Annotated in this window: 14 protein-coding genes, 4 tRNA genes and 1 rRNA gene; all 19 read right to left on the bottom strand. The window is 55.8% G+C overall.

Annotation, left to right across the window (positions count from 1 at the left end; all coding sequences use genetic code 11):
* Window positions 1-6: 6 nt before the first annotated feature.
* Window positions 7-2,154 carry an elongation factor G gene (gene fusA, locus GDH07_RS28935; protein WP_053138922.1) on the bottom strand — a complete coding sequence of 716 codons (2,148 nt, stop codon included), beginning with the start codon at window positions 2,152-2,154 and terminating at the stop codon, window positions 7-9.
* 30 nt (window positions 2,155-2,184) lie between these two features.
* Complete coding sequence (gene rpsG, locus GDH07_RS28930; protein ID WP_007925959.1) at window positions 2,185-2,655, bottom strand: 30S ribosomal protein S7; 471 nt, start codon at window positions 2,653-2,655, stop codon at window positions 2,185-2,187.
* A gap of 112 nt (window positions 2,656-2,767) precedes the next feature.
* Window positions 2,768-3,139 (bottom strand): 30S ribosomal protein S12, encoded by a 372-nt coding sequence (gene rpsL, locus GDH07_RS28925; RefSeq protein WP_003186084.1) that lies wholly within the window; start codon window positions 3,137-3,139, stop codon window positions 2,768-2,770.
* A 201-nt stretch (window positions 3,140-3,340) separates the two neighbouring features.
* Window positions 3,341-7,540, bottom strand: coding sequence for a DNA-directed RNA polymerase subunit beta' (gene rpoC, locus GDH07_RS28920; RefSeq protein WP_053138919.1), 4,200 nt, complete (start codon window positions 7,538-7,540; stop codon window positions 3,341-3,343).
* A 64-nt stretch (window positions 7,541-7,604) separates the two neighbouring features.
* Entirely contained in the window at window positions 7,605-11,678 is a 4,074-nt protein-coding gene (rpoB, locus tag GDH07_RS28915; protein ID WP_053138916.1) for a DNA-directed RNA polymerase subunit beta, read from the bottom strand.
* A gap of 221 nt (window positions 11,679-11,899) precedes the next feature.
* Window positions 11,900-12,265, bottom strand: coding sequence for a 50S ribosomal protein L7/L12 (gene rplL, locus GDH07_RS28910; protein WP_053138913.1), 366 nt, complete (start codon window positions 12,263-12,265; stop codon window positions 11,900-11,902).
* Between the two features lie 80 nt (window positions 12,266-12,345).
* Entirely contained in the window at window positions 12,346-12,846 is a 501-nt protein-coding gene (gene rplJ, locus GDH07_RS28905) for a 50S ribosomal protein L10 (RefSeq protein WP_053138910.1), read from the bottom strand.
* 199 nt (window positions 12,847-13,045) lie between these two features.
* Window positions 13,046-13,741 carry a 50S ribosomal protein L1 gene (rplA, locus tag GDH07_RS28900; protein WP_053138906.1) on the bottom strand — a complete coding sequence of 232 codons (696 nt, stop codon included), beginning with the start codon at window positions 13,739-13,741 and terminating at the stop codon, window positions 13,046-13,048.
* The gene (rplK, locus tag GDH07_RS28895; protein WP_003176435.1) at window positions 13,741-14,172 is read right to left on the bottom strand and encodes a 50S ribosomal protein L11; all 432 of its coding nucleotides are present in this window, start codon (window positions 14,170-14,172) and stop codon (window positions 13,741-13,743) included. Before rplK ends, rplA begins: the two co-directional genes overlap by 1 nt.
* A 118-nt stretch (window positions 14,173-14,290) precedes the next feature.
* A complete protein-coding gene (gene nusG, locus GDH07_RS28890; protein ID WP_002555501.1) occupies window positions 14,291-14,824 on the bottom strand; it encodes a transcription termination/antitermination protein NusG in 534 nt (177 codons plus the stop codon).
* 9 nt (window positions 14,825-14,833) lie between these two features.
* A complete protein-coding gene (gene secE / locus GDH07_RS28885; RefSeq protein ID WP_053138903.1) occupies window positions 14,834-15,202 on the bottom strand; it encodes a preprotein translocase subunit SecE in 369 nt (122 codons plus the stop codon).
* 45 nt (window positions 15,203-15,247) lie between these two features.
* Window positions 15,248-15,323 (bottom strand) — tRNA-Trp (locus tag GDH07_RS28880).
* Window positions 15,324-15,377: 54 nt separating this feature from the next.
* Window positions 15,378-16,571: an elongation factor Tu gene (gene tuf / locus GDH07_RS28875; RefSeq protein ID WP_011063776.1), complete on the bottom strand. Its 1,194-nt coding sequence runs from the start codon at window positions 16,569-16,571 to the stop codon at window positions 15,378-15,380.
* A gap of 84 nt (window positions 16,572-16,655) precedes the next feature.
* A tRNA-Thr gene (locus GDH07_RS28870) sits at window positions 16,656-16,731 on the bottom strand.
* 26 nt (window positions 16,732-16,757) lie between these two features.
* Window positions 16,758-16,831 (bottom strand) — tRNA-Gly (locus GDH07_RS28865).
* A 24-nt stretch (window positions 16,832-16,855) separates the two neighbouring features.
* Window positions 16,856-16,940: transfer RNA gene (locus GDH07_RS28860), tRNA-Tyr, on the bottom strand.
* Between the two features lie 142 nt (window positions 16,941-17,082).
* Entirely contained in the window at window positions 17,083-17,529 is a 447-nt protein-coding gene (locus tag GDH07_RS28855; RefSeq protein ID WP_085596891.1) for a hypothetical protein, read from the bottom strand.
* A gap of 239 nt (window positions 17,530-17,768) precedes the next feature.
* Window positions 17,769-18,728 carry a bifunctional biotin--[acetyl-CoA-carboxylase] ligase/biotin operon repressor BirA gene (gene birA / locus GDH07_RS28850; RefSeq protein WP_152899576.1) on the bottom strand — a complete coding sequence of 320 codons (960 nt, stop codon included), beginning with the start codon at window positions 18,726-18,728 and terminating at the stop codon, window positions 17,769-17,771.
* Window positions 18,729-18,969: 241 nt separating this feature from the next.
* A 5S ribosomal RNA gene (rrf, locus tag GDH07_RS32985) occupies window positions 18,970-19,049 on the bottom strand; the annotation flags it as partial.

Raw genomic sequence — 19,049 nt, 5'->3', positions numbered from 1 at the left:
GCTGAATCAGCCTTGTTTTTTAACGAGAGCTTCGACGATGTTCGACGGAGCTTCGGCGTATTTGGAGAATTCCATGGAGTAGCTCGCGCGACCCTGAGACATGGAACGAACGTCGGTTGCGTAACCGAACATCTCACCCAGCGGCACTTCGGCACGGATAACCTTGCCGGACACCGAGTCATCCATACCCTGGATCAGACCACGACGACGGTTCAGGTCACCCATCACGTCACCCATGTAGTCCTCTGGGGTTACTACTTCAACCTTCATGATCGGCTCAAGCACAACACCGCCGCCCTTCTGGGCCAGCTGCTTGGTCGCCATGGAGGCCGCTACCTTGAACGCCATCTCGTTGGAGTCGACGTCGTGGTAGGAACCATCAAACACGGTAGCCTTCAGGCCGATCAGCGGATAACCGGCAACGACGCCGTTCTTCATCTGCTCTTCGATACCCTTCTGGATAGCCGGGATGTATTCCTTAGGAACCACACCACCAACGACTTCGTTGGTGAAGACCAGACCTTCGGTAATGTTGCCGTTCGCATCGACGTCCGGCTCCGAGAAACGGATCCAGCAATGACCGAACTGGCCGCGACCGCCAGACTGGCGAACGAACTTGCCTTCGATCTCAACGTTGCTCTTGCTGATCTTCTCGCGGTACGAAACCTGCGGCTTGCCGATGTTGGCTTCGACGTTGAACTCGCGCTTCATGCGGTCAACGAGGATATCCAGGTGCAGCTCGCCCATACCAGAGATGATGGTCTGGCCGGTCTCTTCGTCGGTCTTGACACGGAACGACGGGTCTTCCTGAGCCAACTTGCCCAGTGCGATACCCATCTTCTCCTGGTCCTGCTTGGTTTTCGGCTCTACCGCTACCGAAATCACGGGCTCAGGGAAATCCATACGCTCAAGGATGATCTGCTTCTCGATATCGCACAGGGTGTCACCAGTGGTGACGTCCTTCATGCCGATCAGAGCAGCGATATCGCCTGCACGTACTTCCTTGATCTCTTCACGCTGGTTGGCGTGCATTTGCACCATACGACCAACGCGCTCTTTCTTGCCCTTGACCGAGTTGATCACGGAGTCGCCCGAGCTCAGGAAGCCCGAGTAAACACGCACGAAAGTCAGAGTACCAACGAACGGGTCGGTAGCGATCTTGAACGCCAGAGCCGAGAACGGTTCAGCATCGTCCGCATGACGCTCGTCGTAATCCGCTTCTACCAGCTCATCCTTCGGCTTCTCGATGAGGTCCGGATGGATGCCCTTGATCGCAGGGATCTCGGTTGGAGCAGGCAGGAAGTCGATAACAGCGTCGAGAACCAGGGGAACACCCTTGTTCTTGAACGAAGAACCGCAGACAGCTGGAACGATCTCGCTAGCCAGGGTGCGCGCACGCAGACCAGCCTTGATCTCCTCAGGAGTCAAGTCACCTTCTTCAAGGTACTTGTTCATCAGCTCTTCGTTGGCTTCGGCAGCAGCTTCAACCATGTTGGAGCGCCACTCGTTAGCCAGGTCCAGCATATCGGCAGGAATTTCTTCCTCGCGATAGGTAGTACCCTTGTCGTCGTCGTTCCAGTAGATAGCCTTCATCTTGATCAGGTCGACCTGACCCTGGAAGTTATCTTCCGAGCCGATAGCCAACTGAACCGGAACCGGAGTGTGGCCCAGACGGTTCTTGATCTGACCAACAACACGCAGGAAGTTGGCACCGGCACGGTCCATCTTGTTCACGTAAACAACACGTGGGACGCCGTACTTGTTGGCTTGACGCCATACGGTTTCGGACTGAGGCTCAACACCGGAAGTACCGCAGAACACCACGACCGCGCCGTCAAGCACACGCAGAGAACGCTCTACTTCAATGGTGAAGTCTACGTGGCCAGGGGTATCGATAACGTTTACACGATAGTTATCGTATTGACCGCGCGAACCTTTCCAGAAGGTAGTTACAGCAGCGGAGGTAATGGTAATCCCACGCTCCTGCTCCTGAACCATCCAGTCGGTGGTAGCAGCGCCGTCATGCACCTCACCCATCTTGTGGCTGAGACCTGTGTAGAACAGGATCCGCTCGGTAGTGGTGGTCTTGCCCGCGTCAACGTGGGCACAGATACCGATGTTACGGTAGCGGTTGATTGCTGTAGTACGAGCCATAAAGCCCTCGCAAATTGAATGATGCCGATATTAGAAGCGGTAGTGCGAGAAAGCCTTGTTGGCTTCAGCCATACGGTGTACGTCTTCACGCTTCTTAACTGCAGCACCTTTGCCTTCGGCAGCGTCCAGCAGTTCGCCAGCCAAACGCAGAGCCATAGACTTCTCGCCGCGCTTGCGCGCGAAGTCTACCAACCAGCGCATTGCCAGAGCGTTACGACGGGACGGACGAACTTCGACCGGAACCTGGTAAGTAGCACCGCCTACACGGCGCGACTTCACTTCGACCAGCGGAGCGATGGCGTCGAGAGCTTTCTCGAAGATTTCCAGGGGATCGCTGTTCTTGCGTTCTTTAACTTTTTCCAGCGCGCCATAAACGATACGCTCGGCAACGGCTTTCTTGCCGCTCTCCATAACGTGGTTCATGAACTTGGCGAGGATCTGGCTTCCGTATTTTGGATCGTCCAGAATCTCACGCTTGGCTGCTACGCGACGTCTTGGCATTGATAAGCCCTCAAACGGTCTTCAGGTTAGCTCGGGACAGTTGATCCAGAAGGAAACGTGCCCGACCTTACTCTTATCGACTCAATATAAATAAAATCTGCAAAACGACCGATTACTTCGGACGCTTGGTACCGTACTTCGAACGACCTTGGTTACGACCTTTAACGCCGGAAGTATCCAGGGAGCCGCGAACGGTGTGGTAACGAACACCTGGCAAGTCTTTTACACGGCCGCCACGGATCAGGACGACGCTGTGCTCTTGCAGGTTGTGACCTTCACCACCGATGTACGAGGAAACCTCGAAACCGTTGGTCAGACGCACACGGCATACTTTACGCAGTGCCGAGTTAGGTTTTTTCGGCGTAGTGGTGTACACGCGAGTGCACACGCCACGACGTTGCGGGCAGTTCTGCAGCGCAGGCACGTCGGATTTCTCGACGATACGCTTGCGCGGCTGACGTACCAGCTGGTTGATAGTTGCCATCTACTAGCTCCACTGTTGTCTTTCGACATAAACAAAATGGCAAAGCACACGCTCTACCAATTTTAGGGGTACAAGAGTCTAAAGAGGATCTTGGCCCCAGTCAAGACAAGGCCCCGACCTCCCCGATCAGTGAAACTCGACATATTTGTCTCGTTTCTCAATCGGAAAGGTCGGGGCCTCGATCTCAATCTACTGCAGGCATCAGCTACCGCTGGAGTTCAGCGCTTCGGTCAGTGCTGCTTCGACTTCACTTGCGCTCACACGCAGAGGTTTGTCGGCATCACGACGACGCTTACGCTCGTTGTGGTAAGCCAGGCCAGTACCAGCCGGGATCAGACGACCCACGACCACGTTTTCTTTCAGGCCGCGCAGGTAGTCGCGCTTGCCGGTTACCGCCGCTTCGGTCAGTACGCGAGTGGTCTCTTGGAAAGAGGCCGCCGAGATGAACGATTCGGTAGACAAGGACGCCTTGGTGATACCCAGCAGTACGCGGGTGAACTTGGCGATGAACTTGTCTTCGGTGCTCAGGCGCTCGTTTTCCACCAGCACGTGAGTCAGTTCCATCTGGTCGCCCTTGATGAAGCTGGAATCACCGGACTCGGAGATCTCGACCTTACGCAGCATCTGACGCAGGATCGTCTCGATGTGCTTGTCGTTGATCTTCACGCCTTGCAGACGGTAAACGTCCTGGATCTCGTTGACGATGTACTTGGCCAGCGCACTTACACCCAGCAGACGCAGGATGTCGTGTGGATCGCTTGGACCGTCGGAGATAACTTCGCCGCGGTTCACTTGTTCGCCTTCGAAGACGTTCAGGTGACGCCACTTCGGAATCAGCTCCTCGTACGGATCGCTACCATCGTTCGGGGTGATGACCAGGCGACGCTTGCCCTTGGTTTCCTTACCGAACGCGATGGTACCGCTGACTTCCGCCAGGATCGACGCTTCTTTCGGACGACGAGCCTCGAACAAGTCGGCAACGCGCGGCAGACCACCGGTGATGTCACGGGTCTTCGAGGTTTCCTGCGGAATACGAGCGATAACATCACCGATCGCAATCTGGGCACCGTCGGCAACACCAACCAGGGCGTTAGCCGGCAGGAAGTACTGGGCCGGTACGTCGGTACCTGGCAGCAGCAGATCCTTGCCATCCATACCCACCATCTTCACGGCAGGACGAATGTCCTTACCAGCAGCTGGACGGTCTTTGACATCGAGCACTTCGATGTTGGTCATACCGGTCAATTCGTCGGTCTGACGCTTGATCGTGATGCCTTCTTCCATGCCCACGTAGGTCACGGTACCTTTCATTTCGGTAACGATCGGGTGGGTGTGCGGGTCCCACTTGGCCACGATGGCACCAGCGTCGACCTTGTCGCCTTCCTTCACCGAAATCACGGCACCGTATGGCAGCTTGTAGCGCTCGCGCTCGCGACCGAAGTCGTCGGCAATCGCCAACTCACCAGAACGAGACACGGCAACCAGGTGACCGTCGACACGCTCTACGTGCTTCAGGTTATGCAGGCGTACAGTACCGCCGTTCTTCACCTGGACGCTGTCGGCTGCCGAGGTCCGGCTCGCCGCACCACCGATGTGGAACGTACGCATGGTCAGCTGGGTACCCGGCTCACCGATGGACTGAGCGGCAATTACACCTACAGCCTCACCAATGTTCACCTGGTGACCACGAGCCAGATCGCGGCCGTAGCACTTGGCGCAGATGCCATAGCGGGTTTCACAGCTGATCGGCGAACGCACAACCACTTCGTCGATGCTGTTGAGCTCGATGAACTCGACCCACTTCTCGTCTACCAAGGTACCGGCAGGAACGATAACGTCCTCGGTGCCTGGCTTGAATACATCACGGGCAATAACACGACCCAATACGCGCTCACCCAGAGGCTCTACTACGTCACCGCCTTCAATGTGCGGAGTCATCAGCAGGCCGTGCTCGGTACCGCAATCGATCTCGGTAACCACCAGGTCTTGCGCCACGTCTACCAGACGACGAGTCAGGTAACCGGAGTTCGCAGTCTTCAATGCGGTATCCGCCAGACCTTTACGAGCACCGTGGGTCGAGATGAAGTACTGGAGTACGCTCAGACCTTCACGGAAGTTCGCAGTAATCGGCGTCTCGATGATGGAGCCGTCCGGCTTGGCCATCAGACCACGCATACCGGCCAGCTGACGGATCTGAGCCGCGGAACCCCGCGCACCCGAGTCAGCCATCATGTACATCGAGTTGAACGACTCTTGCTCGACTTCATCGCCATTACGGTCGACGACCTTCTCCTTCGAGAGGTTGGCCATCATCGCCTTGGAAACTTCGTCGTTGGCCTTCGACCACAGGTCGATCACCTTGTTGTACTTCTCACCCTGGGTTACCAGGCCGGAGGCGTACTGGCTCTCGATCTCTTTCACTTCGTCGGTGGCAGCACCGATGATGCGGGCTTTTTCATCCGGGATAACGAAGTCGTTAACACCGATGGAAACGCCGGAAATGGTCGAGTAGGCAAAACCGGTGTACATCAACTGGTCAGCGAAGATCACGGTCTCTTTCAGACCAACCACGCGGTAGCACTGGTTGATCAGCTTGGAAATCGCCTTCTTCTTCATCGGCAGGTTGACGACGTCGAACGACAGGCCCTTCGGCACAACCTGGAACAGCAGCGCACGGCCGACAGTGGTGTCGACGATACGGGTGGCGCTCACGCTGCCGCCATCACGATCATTGACGGTTTCGCTGATACGAACCTTGATCTTGGCATGCAGAGCAGCTTCGCCGGCGCGGAATACGCGGTCGACTTCCTGCAGGTCCGCGAACACACGACCTTCGCCCTTGGCGTTGATCGCTTCACGGGTCATGTAGTACAGACCCAGTACCACGTCCTGCGACGGAACGATGATCGGCTCACCGTTGGCTGGCGACAGGATGTTGTTGGTCGACATCATCAACGCACGCGCTTCCAGCTGGGCTTCCAGCGTCAGCGGTACGTGCACGGCCATTTGGTCACCGTCGAAGTCGGCGTTGTACGCCGCACAAACCAGAGGGTGCAGCTGGATAGCCTTACCTTCGATCAGTACGGGCTCAAACGCCTGGATACCCAGACGGTGAAGGGTCGGCGCACGGTTGAGCAGTACGGGGTGTTCGCGAATCACTTCGGCGAGAACGTCCCAAACCTCTGGCAGCTCACGCTCGACCATCTTCTTGGCGGCCTTGATGGTGGTCGCCAGACCACGCATTTCCAGCTTGCCGAAAATGAACGGCTTGAACAGCTCGAGAGCCATCTTCTTCGGCAGACCGCACTGGTGCAGACGCAGGGTCGGACCTACGGTAATTACCGAACGGCCGGAGTAGTCAACACGCTTACCGAGCAAGTTCTGACGGAAACGACCTTGCTTACCCTTGATCATGTCGGCCAGGGATTTCAGAGGACGCTTGTTCGAACCGGTGATGGCGCGACCGCGACGACCGTTGTCGAGCAGTGCATCGACCGCTTCCTGCAACATGCGCTTTTCGTTGCGCACGATGATGTCAGGCGCAGACAGATCCAGCAGGCGCTTCAGACGGTTGTTACGGTTGATCACCCGACGATACAGATCGTTGAGGTCGGAAGTCGCGAAGCGACCGCCATCCAGCGGAACCAGTGGACGCAGATCTGGCGGCAGAACCGGTAGAACGGTCAGCACCATCCACTCAGGCAGGTTGCCGGAGCCCTGGAAGGCTTCCATCAACTTCAGGCGCTTGGACAGCTTCTTGATCTTGGTTTCCGAGTTGGTTTGCGGAATCTCTTCACGCAGGCGGCCGATCTCGTGCTCCAGGTCGATAGCGTGCAGCAGTTCGCGGACAGCTTCGGCACCCATGCGGGCATCGAAGTCATCACCGAACTCTTCCAACGCTTCGAAGTACTGCTCGTCGTTCAGCAGCTGGCCCTTCTCCAGGGTGGTCATGCCCGGGTCGATAACGACGTAGCTCTCGAAGTAGAGCACGCGCTCGATATCACGCAGGGTCATGTCCATCAGCAAGCCGATACGGGACGGCAGCGATTTCAGGAACCAGATGTGGGCGACTGGAGAGGCCAGTTCGATGTGCGCCATGCGCTCACGACGAACCTTGGCCAGCGCGACTTCAACGCCGCACTTCTCGCAGATCACACCACGATGCTTCAAGCGCTTGTACTTACCGCACAGGCACTCGTAATCCTTCACTGGACCAAAGATCTTGGCGCAGAACAGGCCGTCGCGCTCAGGTTTGAACGTACGGTAGTTGATGGTTTCCGGCTTTTTAACTTCACCGAACGACCACGAACGGATCATCTCAGGCGAGGCCAATCCAATACGGATGGCGTCGAACTCTTCGACTTGACCCTGGTTTTTCAGCAAATTCAGTAGGTCTTTCAAGGCCTTTCCTCCTGGCGGAGCAGGAAGCGGGCAATACCTGCCCCACTCCCCTTCGCGTCACGTGTTATTCGGTTTCCAGATCGATATCGATGCCGAGGGAACGAATTTCCTTGATCAACACGTTGAAGGACTCGGGCATGCCCGGCTCCATACGGTGATCGCCATCCACGATGTTCTTGTACATCTTGGTACGGCCGTTCACGTCGTCCGACTTCACTGTGAGCATTTCTTGCAGAGTGTACGCAGCACCGTATGCTTCCAGTGCCCAGACCTCCATCTCCCCGAAACGCTGACCACCGAACTGTGCCTTACCACCCAGCGGCTGCTGGGTAACCAGGCTGTACGAACCAGTAGAACGAGCGTGCATCTTGTCGTCTACCAGGTGGTTCAGTTTCAGCATGTACATGTAGCCAACGGTAACTGGACGCTCGAACTTGTTGCCGGTACGGCCGTCAGTCAGTTGCATCTGGCCGCTTTCTGGCAGGTCCGCCAGTTTCAGCATGGCCTTGATTTCGCTTTCCTTGGCGCCGTCGAACACCGGAGTGGCCATCGGCACACCGCCGCGCAGGTTGTTCGCCAGGTCCAGGATCTCCTGGTCGGAGAAGCTATCCAGGTCTTCGTTGCGACCACCGATCTGGTTGTAGATCTCGTCCAGGAAAGTACGCAGTTCTGCGACCTTGCGCTGTTCTTCGACCATACGGTTGATCTTCTCGCCCAGACCTTTGGCCGCCAGGCCAAGGTGAGTTTCGAGAATCTGACCAACGTTCATACGCGAAGGTACGCCCAGAGGGTTCAGTACGACATCGACCGGAGTACCGTTGGCGTCGTGCGGCATGTCTTCGACCGGCATGATCACGGAGACCACACCCTTGTTACCGTGGCGACCGGCCATCTTGTCACCAGGCTGGATACGACGACGGATTGCCAGGTAGACCTTGACGATTTTCAGCACGCCCGGAGCCAGGTCATCACCTTGCTGCAGCTTGCGCTTCTTGTCTTCGAACTTGTCGTCCAGCAGGCGACGGCGATCGACGATGTAGGCCTGGGCCTTCTCGAGCTGCTCGTTCAGAGCATCTTCCGCCATGCGCAGCTTGAACCACTGGCCGCGCTCAAGACCATCGAGCACTTCGTCAGTGATGTCCTGACCCTTCTTCAGGCCTGCACCACCTTCGGCCTTATGGCCGACCAGGGCGGCACGCAAACGTTCGAAGGTCGCGCCTTCTACGATGCGGAACTCTTCGTTCAGATCCTTGCGGATCTCGTCCAGCTGGCTCTTCTCGATCGACAGGGCACGCGAGTCACGCTCGACGCCGTCACGAGTGAAGACCTGAACGTCGATGACAGTACCTTTGGTACCGGTAGGTACGCGCAGGGAGGTGTCTTTAACGTCGCTGGCCTTTTCACCGAAGATCGCACGCAGCAGCTTCTCTTCCGGAGTCAGCTGGGTCTCGCCTTTCGGAGTGACCTTACCAACCAGGATGTCGCCGGCGCCGACTTCAGCACCCACATAAACGATACCAGCCTCGTCCAGCTTGTTCAGCGCAGCCTCACCCACGTTCGGGATGTCCGCGGTGATTTCCTCTGGGCCAAGCTTGGTGTCACGCGCCACGCAGGTCAGTTCCTGGATGTGGATCGTGGTGAAGCGGTCTTCTTGAACCACGCGCTCGGAGAGGCAAATGGAGTCTTCGAAGTTGAAGCCGTTCCATGCCATGAACGCGATGCGCATGTTCTGACCCAGCGCCAGCTCACCCATGTCGGTGGACGGACCGTCAGCCATGATGTCGCCACGCTGGACCTTGTCACCCTTGCTCACCAGCGGACGCTGGTTGATGCAGGTGTTCTGGTTCGAGCGGGTGTACTTGGTGAGGTTGTAGATATCCACACCTGCTTCACCGGTTTCGACCTCGTCATCAGCTACGCGAACGACGATACGGCTGGCATCAACCGAGTCGATCACGCCACCGCGGCGAGCAACCACGCAAACGCCGGAGTCACGGGCAACGTTGCGCTCCATGCCGGTACCTACCAGCGGCTTGTCGGCACGCAGGGTTGGCACAGCCTGACGCTGCATGTTGGAACCCATCAATGCACGGTTGGCGTCGTCGTGCTCGAGGAACGGAATCAGCGATGCTGCGACCGAAACTACCTGCTTAGGCGAAACGTCCATCAGGGTGACGTCTTCCGGCGCCTTGACGGTGAATTCGTTCAGGTGACGAACAGCTACCAGCTCATCGATCAGTTGGCCTTTTTCGTTCATGGTCGCCGAAGCCTGGGCGATCACATGATCGGCCTCTTCAATGGCGGACAGGAACACGATCTCGTCGGTTACGAGGCCTTCCTTCACCACGCGGTACGGGCTTTCCAGGAAGCCGTACTGGTTGGTGCGGGCATAGGCTGCCAGGGAGTTGATCAGACCGATGTTCGGACCTTCAGGCGTTTCGATCGGGCATACACGACCGTAGTGGGTCGGGTGTACGTCACGGACTTCGAAGCCTGCACGCTCACGAGTCAGACCGCCTGGGCCGAGTGCAGAAACACGGCGCTTGTGGGTGATCTCCGACAGCGGGTTGTTCTGGTCCATGAACTGCGACAGCTGGCTGGAACCGAAGAACTCCTTCACAGCCGCAGCCACAGGCTTGGCATTGATCAGGTCCTGCGGCATCAGGCCTTCGCTTTCAGCCATCGACAGACGTTCCTTGACCGCGCGCTCAACACGCACCAGGCCTACGCGGAACTGGTTCTCGGCCATCTCGCCTACGCAACGCACACGACGGTTACCCAGGTGGTCGATGTCGTCGACGATGCCTTTACCGTTACGGATGTCGACCAGGGTCTTCAGAACAGCAACGATGTCTTCCTTGCACAGCACGCCCGAACCTTCGATTTCGGTACGACCGATACGACGGTTGAACTTCATCCGGCCAACGGCGGAGAGGTCATAGCGCTCTGGGCTGAAGAACAGGTTGTTGAACAGAGTCTCGGCGGCGTCCTTGGTCGGCGGCTCACCAGGACGCATCATGCGATAGATCTCGACCAGTGCTTCCAGTTGGTTGCCGGTGGAGTCGATCTTCAACGTGTCGGAAATGAACGGACCACAGTCGATATCGTTGGTGTACAGGGTCTCGATGCGAACGACCTGAGCCTTGGCAATCTTTGCCAGCAGCTCGGTGTTCAGCTCGGTGTTGCACTCTGCCAGGATCTCACCGGTTGCCGGATGCACGATGGCCTTGGCGGTGGTACGGCCCAGGACATAGTCCAGAGGCACGTCGAGTTCCTTGATACCGGCTTTTTCCAGCTGGTTGATATGACGAGCGGTGATACGACGACCTTGCTCGACAATAACCTTGCCTTTGTCGTCCTGGATGTCCAGAACCGCTACTTCACCACGCAGGCGCTGAGGCACCAGCTCCAGGCTCAGGCTCTCGCCTTTCACGTGGAATACGTTAGTGGTGTAGAACGCGTCCAGCACTTCTTCAGTGGTGTAGCCCAGCGCACGCAGCAGTACCGAGGCAGGCAGCTTGCGACGACGGTCGATACGTACGAACACGCAGTCTTTCGGGTCGAACTCGAAGTCCAACCACGAACCGCGGTAAGGAATGATTCGCGCGGAGTACAGCAGTTTACCGGAGCTGTGCGTCTTGCCACGGTCGTGGTCGAAGAACACGCCAGGGGAACGGTGCAACTGGGAAACGATCACACGCTCGGTACCGTTGATAACGAAGGTACCGTTCTCAGTCATCAGGGGAATTTCACCCATGTAGACTTCTTGCTCTTTGATGTCCTTGATCGCTTTGTTCGACGATTCTTTGTCGAAAATGATCAGACGAACTTTTACCCGCAAAGGTACGGCGTAAGTTACACCACGCAACACGCATTCTTTGACATCAAATGCCGGCTCGCCCAGACGATAACCGACATACTCCAACGCAGCATTGCCGGAGTAGCTGATGATCGGGAAAACGGATTTGAAGGCCGCATGCAGGCCCACGTCGCGGAACTGATCTTTAGTCGCTCCCGCTTGCAAGAATTCACGATACGAATCCAGCTGGATGGCCAGGAGGTAAGGCACATCCATGACGTCCGGCAACTTGCTAAAGTCCTTGCGGATACGTTTTTTCTCAGTGTATGAGTAAGCCATCAGCGTTCCCCAGCTTGGTCACCTGCTTATTCGGCTGACCCCGACGGGGGCAGCCAGAAAATCGTGCAAACCCTTTGGTTTGCGCCACCGCACAGGGTGGGTTACAACACGTTAAAGGCACCGACCCAGTCGGTAGCCAATAACGGAAAAAGGCCGGTGGCAAAAGCCACCAGCCATCAGCCGTTCGCTCAACGCTCGGGCTGGAGACACAAAGTCGATGCTTACTTGAGCTCGACTTTAGCGCCCGCTTCTTCCAGAGCTGCTTTGGCTTTGTCAGCGGCTTCTTTAGCAACGCCTTCCAGAACCATGCCAGGAGCGCCGTCAACTACAGCCTTGGCTTCTTTCAGGCCCAGACCGGTCAGTTCACGTACAGCCTTGATCACGTTCACTTTCTTATCGCCAGCGTCAGCCAGGATAACGTTGAACTCGGTTTGCTCTTCAACAACAGCAGCGGCAGCAGCTGGGCCAGCAGCGGCAACAGCAGCGGTAACGCCGAAGGTTTCTTCCATCGCTTTGATCAGCTCAACAACTTCCAGAACGGTTTTCTGGCCGATTGCTTCGATGATTTGCTCGTTAGTCAGAGACATGACTATAGATTCCTGTATTGGGGTGACAGCCTACGCAGCTATCAAATTAAACGTATGATTTAGAAAGAGCTTGCGGAGCCTTAGGCTGCAGCAGCTTCTTTCTGGTCGCGAATAGCCGCCAGAGTACGAGCCAGCTTGCTGGTAGCGCCTTGGATCACGCTCATCAGCTTCGCAATAGCCTCGTCGCGAGTTGGCAGCGAAGCCAACACGTCGATCTCGTTTGCTGCGAGGTACTTGCCCTCGAACGCAGCTGCCTTGATCTCGAACTTTTCCTGACCCTTTGCGAACTCTTTGAAAATACGAGCAGCAGCGCCCGGATGTTCCTTGGAGAATGCAATCAGGGTAGGGCCGACGAACGCGTCGTTGAGCACGTCATATTGAGTGCCTTCAACAGCGCGCTTCAGCAGGGTGTTACGTACAACGCGTACATAAACACCAGCTTCGCGGGCCTCTTTACGGAGTCCGGTCATAGCGCCTACTGTCACACCACGGGCATCAGCCACAACAGCGGACAGGGCAACTTTGGCAGCCTCGTTGACTTCAGCGACGATGGCCTTCTTGTCTTCGAGTTTAATTGCCACGGGTTTAACTCCTGCTTGTTACCGTTTCATCCAACCTGGGTTGGATGTCGTTTTGGTGTCTGATTCGGTAAGGAACCGGGAGCACCATCTGCGTAGGCTTGTGGTTTAAGACTTGCGTCGCCTACGGTCTTGGATAGCCCCCGCCAGGCAGGGACCCCAATTTTTTTCAACTGACGCAATCGCTCGCGCCAGTTCGTATTTATACGTCCAGCGAGCTTTGGTCGATGACCAGGCCTGGGCCCATAGTGGTACTCAGGGTAACGCGCTTCACGTAGATACCTTTCGAAGAAGCCGGCTTGATACGCTTCAGATCAGCGATCAGAGCTTCAACGTTCTCCTTCAGCTTGACGGCGTCGAAGCCGACCTTGCCAACGGAGGTGTGGATAATGCCGTTCTTGTCGGTACGATAGCGAACCTGACCAGCCTTGGCGTTTTTAACAGCCGAAGCGACGTCTGGAGTCACGGTACCTACTTTCGGGTTAGGCATCAGACCACGAGGACCCAGAACCTGACCCAGCTGACCCACAACGCGCATCGCGTCCGGAGAAGCGATAACCACGTCGTAGTTCAGGTCGCCGCCTTTCATTTCGGCAGCCAGTTCATCCATACCTACACGGTCAGCACCGGCAGCCAGAGCGGCTTCAGCAGCTGGACCCTGGGTAAACACAGCAACACGAACGGTCTTGCCAGTGCCGTGTGGCAGCACAGTAGCGCTGCGAACAACCTGGTCAGACTTACGTGGGTCTACGCCCAGATTCACAGCTACATCTACGGACTCGTTGAACTTAACGGTCGACAGTTCGGTCAGGAGAGCGGCGGCATCTACGAAATTGTAGGCTTTGCCTGCTTCAATCTTGCCGGCGATAGCCTTTTGGCGCTTGGTCAGCTTAGCCATTACACACCCTCCACGTTAAGGCCCATGCTACGAGCAGAACCGGCGATAGTACGCACGGCTGCATCCATATCAGCTGCGGTCAGATCAGCGTTTTTGGTTTTCGCGATCTCTTCCAGCTGAGCACGGGTAACAGTGCCAACCTTAACGGTGTTCGGACGAGCGGAACCGCTAGTCAAACCAGCAGCCTTCTTCAGCAGAACCGAAGCGGGGGTGCTCTTGGTTTCGAAAGTGAAGCTACGGTCACTGTACACAGTGATGATCACTGGAGTCGGCAGACCTGGCTCAAGACCCTGAGTACGGGCGTTGAAGGCCTTGCAGAATTCCATGATGTTCACGCCGTGCTGACCCAGAGCTGGACCAACGGGCGGGCTTGGGTTGGCCTGAGCGGCCTTAACTTGCAGCTTGATGTAAGCAGTAATCTTCTTAGCCATGAGGCACTCCAATTACGGGTTCAGACGCCTAAAAAGGCTCCCCGGTTACTTGCGCGTTTATCCCAGTGACGACAAAACCCCACAGCCTAGGGCTGCGGGGTATGGGATTCTCGTTCAGTTATGCCTTTTCGACCTGACTGAACTCCAACTCTACCGGAGTAGAGCGACCGAAAATGAGCACAGCCACTTGGATCCGGCTCTTTTCGTAGTTAACCTCTTCGACCGTGCCATTGAAATCAGCGAACGGACCGTCAGTAACCCGGACCACCTCACCTGGCTCAAACAGGGTCTTAGGCTTGGGCTTGTCGCTACCATCAGCGACACGACGCAGAATTGCTTCCGCTTCCTTATCAGTGATCGGCGCCGGCTTGTCAGCGGTACCACCAATAAAGCCCATTACACGAGGAGTATCCTTGACCAAGTGCCAAGTACCCTCATTCATATCCATCTGGACAAGCACATAACCAGGGAAGAATTTACGCTCACTCTTGCGCTTCTGGCCGTTGCGCATCTCAACCACTTCTTCAGTGGGGACCAGAATTTCGCCGAAGCCATCTTCCATGCCAGCCAGCTTCACACGCTCGATCAGCGAGCGCATTACATGCTTCTCGTAACCCGAGTAAGCATGCACAACGTACCAACGCTTAGCCACGGGACACCCTTAGCCAACAATCAAGGAAACGATCCAACCCAGAAGGGAGTCAAGCCCCCACAACAGCAACGCCATAACCAAAACTACAGCCACGACAATCAGCGTGGTCTGAGTGGTTTCTTGACGGGTTGGCCATACGACTTTACGAATCTCAGTGCGAGCTTCTTTAACCAGGACAAAGAACGACTTGCCTTTTGCAGTTTGCAGACCCACGAAGGCAGCAACAGCAGCAATAACAAGCAGCGCCAGGACGCGGTACAGGATCGGCAGACCAGAATAATACTGATTACCAACAACACCAACGACCACCAAAGCGACAACAACGAGCCACTTCAGCAGATCGAAGCGAGAACCTTGAGCTTCAGCCTTAGGAGTCATCTATGAAGATCCTGTGAAAAGAAAGCCAGACACATTGAGTGAATCTGGCAGGTCAGGAGGGAATCGAACCCCCAACCTACGGTTTTGGAGACCGTCGCTCTGCCAATTGAGCTACTGACCTAAAAACAAAATCAGGCCGACCATTATATCGGCCTGACGGGGACTTTGCAAGAACTTACTCGATGACTTTGGCTACGACGCCAGCGCCGACGGTACGACCGCCTTCACGGATAGCGAAACGCAGACCATCTTCCATCGCGATGGTTTTGATCAGAGTGACAGTCATCTGGATGTTGTCACCTGGCATTACCATTTCAACGCCTTCTGGCAGTTCGCAGTTACCGGTCACGTCAGTAGTACGGAAGTAGAACTGTGGACGGTAGCCTTTGAAGAACGGAGTATGACGGCCGCCTTCTTCTTTGCTCAGAACGTAAACTTCAGCAGTGAACTTGGTGTGCGGCTTAACGGTACCTGGCTTAACCAGAACCTGGCCACGCTCAACGTCGTCACGCTTGGTGCCACGCAGCAGAACGCCGCAGTTCTCACCAGCACGACCTTCGTCCAGCAGCTTGCGGAACATTTCAACGCCGGTGCAGGTAGTTTTCTGAGTATCGCGCAGACCCACGATCTCAACTTCTTCCTGGATGCGAACGATGCCACGCTCAACACGGCCAGTTACCACGGTGCCACGACCGGAGATCGAGAACACGTCTTCGATTGGCATCAGGAACGGCTTGTCGATAGCACGCTCTGGCTCTGGGATGTAGGTATCCAGAGTTTCTACCAGACGCTTAACAGCGGTGGTACCCATTTCGTTGTCGTCTTGGCCGTTCAGAGCCATCAGAGCCGAACCGATGATGATCGGAGTGTCATCACCCGGGAAGTCGTAAGTGCTCAGCAGATCGCGCACTTCCATCTCAACCAGCTCCAGCAGCTCAGCGTCGTCAACCATGTCAGCCTTATTCAGGAAGACAACGATGTACGGAACGCCTACCTGGCGGGACAGCAGGATGTGCTCACGAGTTTGTGGCATCGGACCATCGGCAGCCGAGCAAACCAGGATCGCGCCGTCCATCTGGGCAGCACCAGTGATCATGTTTTTTACGTAGTCGGCGTGACCTGGGCAGTCAACGTGCGCGTAGTGACGAATGTTCGAATCGTACTCTACGTGCGCAGTGTTGATGGTGATACCACGAGCTTTTTCTTCTGGAGCGCTGTCGATCTTGTCGAAGTCAACACGAGCCGAACCGAAAACTTCGGAGCAAACGCGAGTCAGAGCAGCGGTCAAAGTGGTTTTACCGTGGTCAACGTGACCGATAGTACCCACGTTAACGTGCGGCTTATTACGTTCGAACTTTTCCTTAGCCATCGAAGTCACCCCTAGGAGAAGAATTAAGCAAGTCACCCAAGCCATTAAAACAAAGGCAGATATTTTCATATCTGCCTTGTTATATGGAGCTCTTGAGCGGATTTGAACCGCTGACCTCACCCTTACCAAGGGTGTGCTCTACCAACTGAGCTACAAGAGCGTAACACTTTGCAAAATCTGCAAACTTGGAGCGGGTAGCGGGAATCGAACCCGCATCATCAGCTTGGAAGGCTGAGGTTCTACCACTAAACTATACCCGCGGAGCCTGCAGCTCTCGCTAAATCTGGTGGAGGGGGAAGGATTCGAACCTTCGAAGTCGTAGACGTCAGATTTACAGTCTGATCCCTTTGGCCGCTCGGGAACCCCTCCTAAGCGAGGCGACATTCTACATCATGCCACCCTTCTGTCAAGCATTTTCTCAATTAAATCTTGAGGTTAGCTGCATTGACGCTGCCCTGCTGCTTTAACCTCTAGAGGTCTTCGCTGCGGAGCGGGCGCCATTCTATGCAACCTATTCGACAGTTGCAACCCCCTCGCAGGGCATTATTTTATGTTTTAACTCATTGAATTCCTTAGCAAGGTTCTGGAGCTGGGAATCATCCAATAAATGCTTGCTTTCAGGGGCAATGCGCAACCAGAAGCCCGGCGCTGTAGCAATACTCAAAGACTGCAGGCGAGCCTCCACCCCAAAACCTGCCAGGCGCTGCTCAAGAGATAAAGCAGGCTCTCGACGAACAAAACCACCAAGATAGAGGCACCCCGCATCAACCTGCGCTCCTTTTCCTCTATCCCGTCTCTCCACCGATTCTGCAGACTCGCTCAGCAAACGGATATCCTGCTGGTCACCCCGATACAACGACAAAGGCATGACTTCTTTTGCACGAAGCGGCGCTTCCTGCTGATGCCAGATGTAGTAAAAGCCATTGAGGACCAACAACAAAAGAAACAGCCAGCGCATAAAAACCTCAGGAGAAGGAGCAAGGCTGCTCCTAACATAGATCAGACAAAATACCTGGAGGCGCCCGCGGGAGCAGCGCTTCACTATTATGGAGACCCGGTCCAGCTAATAATTGAACATACCCCAGGCCAAATGCATCCAATCTTAACTGGAGGAGCGCGCGGGCTAGTCCCCAAAGCTCCCAGCGCTCGGAGGGCGGCCCCCAACCGTACAGAGCGGCTCGGCTTCTAGCCTGGCGATCAGGACTCGCCGTGCAGCCTCAAGCTGAGTTCACCACCACTGAATACCTTCTCCTCACCAGCAACACTCAAGCGCAAGGCACCCTGTCTATCGATGCCCAATACAGTACCGATAACACTATGCGCCCCCGCAATGAGGCTCACTGAGCGCCCCTGCCAAAGGTGGTGCCTTTCCCACTCTTCCTGGATAGCGGCGAAACCTTCAGAGCGGTGACGCTCCAGGTAACCCGCTAAAACCTCATTCAAACGGGCAATCAGATAATTGCGATCGATCAACTTGCCAGACTGAAGTCTGACCGAGGTCCATTCTTGATCAACCTCCTCGGTCAACTGCATATTCACATTAATCCCGATCCCCAGGACCACGTGGCACACGTCTGCCGGGTCTCCAACCAGCTCCAAAAGAACTCCGGCAATCTTCTTTTGACCAACCAGGACGTCATTTGGCCACTTCAATCCAGCCCCTGGCACTCCACACTCTTTGAGGGTATGCATAACAGCCAGCCCGACAACCAGGCTAAGCCCTTCAAGCTGACGCATCCCACGCTCAATACGCAGCACAAGGCTGTAATAGATGTTCTCAGCAAAGGGGCTCACCCACTTACGACCTCGTCGACCACGCCCTGCAGTCTGGCGCTCTGCCAATACAAGGAGCGGTGCTGGAGTTCCGCGCTCGATAGAGCGCAAGGCCTCGGCATTCGTAGAGTCAATGGAGTCGTGGATCTGAATACACCAGGCACCGTTTGAAGAGTGCTGGGTAATATCTGAAGAACTAAGCAAGGCAATTGGAGAGGCCAATTGATATCCCCGGCCTCGCACCTTATGTACGACAAGGCCCAACTCGGCCTCAAGGAGCTGCAACTGTTTCCAGATAGCGCTACGACTAACACCCAATGCTTCCCCAAGGGCTTGCCCCGAGTGAAAGCGCCCATCCTTAAGAAGCTCTAACAACGTTGACATCAGGTTCCGCCTCACAGTGAGGCAGGCATCATAGCCATGCCAAGGTTCATTGCATAGAAATCACCGCGGTGGATCCTGCTGAGTACGACCATGGGATTTCGGAACAAAATGCCCGCCAGAAGAAGGATAGGTACTTGCCTGAGCCAGGTCAGTCCCGGCAAGTGCCGGGCCACTCTGCTAGTTTTCGTCCGCGCAAAGACAAAACCCCAACTGCTTTCGCAATTGGGGTTTCGGAATTTAATCTTGACGATGACCTACTCTCACATGGGGAAACCCCACACTACCATCGGCGATGCATCGTTTCACTGCTGAGTTCGGGAT

This window comes from Pseudomonas piscis, assembly GCF_009380155.1.
GTDB classification, from domain to species: Bacteria; Pseudomonadota; Gammaproteobacteria; order Pseudomonadales; family Pseudomonadaceae; genus Aquipseudomonas; species Aquipseudomonas piscis.
The sequence above is the reverse complement of the archived record's forward strand: the minus strand, read 5'-3'. Positions and strand labels throughout refer to the sequence as shown.

Coding starts and splice junctions, on each gene's coding strand:
- fusA (WP_053138922.1), bottom strand. CDS start 2,154: ATGGCTCGTACTACAGCAATCAACCGCTACCGTAACATCGGTATCTGT.
- rpsG (WP_007925959.1), bottom strand. CDS start 2,655: ATGCCAAGACGTCGCGTAGCAGCCAAGCGTGAGATTCTGGACGATCCA.
- rpsL (WP_003186084.1), bottom strand. CDS start 3,139: ATGGCAACTATCAACCAGCTGGTACGTCAGCCGCGCAAGCGTATCGTC.
- rpoB (WP_053138916.1), bottom strand. CDS start 11,678: ATGGCTTACTCATACACTGAGAAAAAACGTATCCGCAAGGACTTTAGC.
- rplL (WP_053138913.1), bottom strand. CDS start 12,265: ATGTCTCTGACTAACGAGCAAATCATCGAAGCAATCGGCCAGAAAACC.
- rplA (WP_053138906.1), bottom strand. CDS start 13,741: ATGGCTAAGCTGACCAAGCGCCAAAAGGCTATCGCCGGCAAGATTGAA.
- rplK (WP_003176435.1), bottom strand. CDS start 14,172: ATGGCTAAGAAGATTACTGCTTACATCAAGCTGCAAGTTAAGGCCGCT.
- secE (WP_053138903.1), bottom strand. CDS start 15,202: ATGACTCCTAAGGCTGAAGCTCAAGGTTCTCGCTTCGATCTGCTGAAG.
- tuf (WP_011063776.1), bottom strand. CDS start 16,571: ATGGCTAAGGAAAAGTTCGAACGTAATAAGCCGCACGTTAACGTGGGT.
- GDH07_RS28855 (WP_085596891.1), bottom strand. CDS start 17,529: ATGCGCTGGCTGTTTCTTTTGTTGTTGGTCCTCAATGGCTTTTACTAC.
- birA (WP_152899576.1), bottom strand. CDS start 18,728: ATGTCAACGTTGTTAGAGCTTCTTAAGGATGGGCGCTTTCACTCGGGG.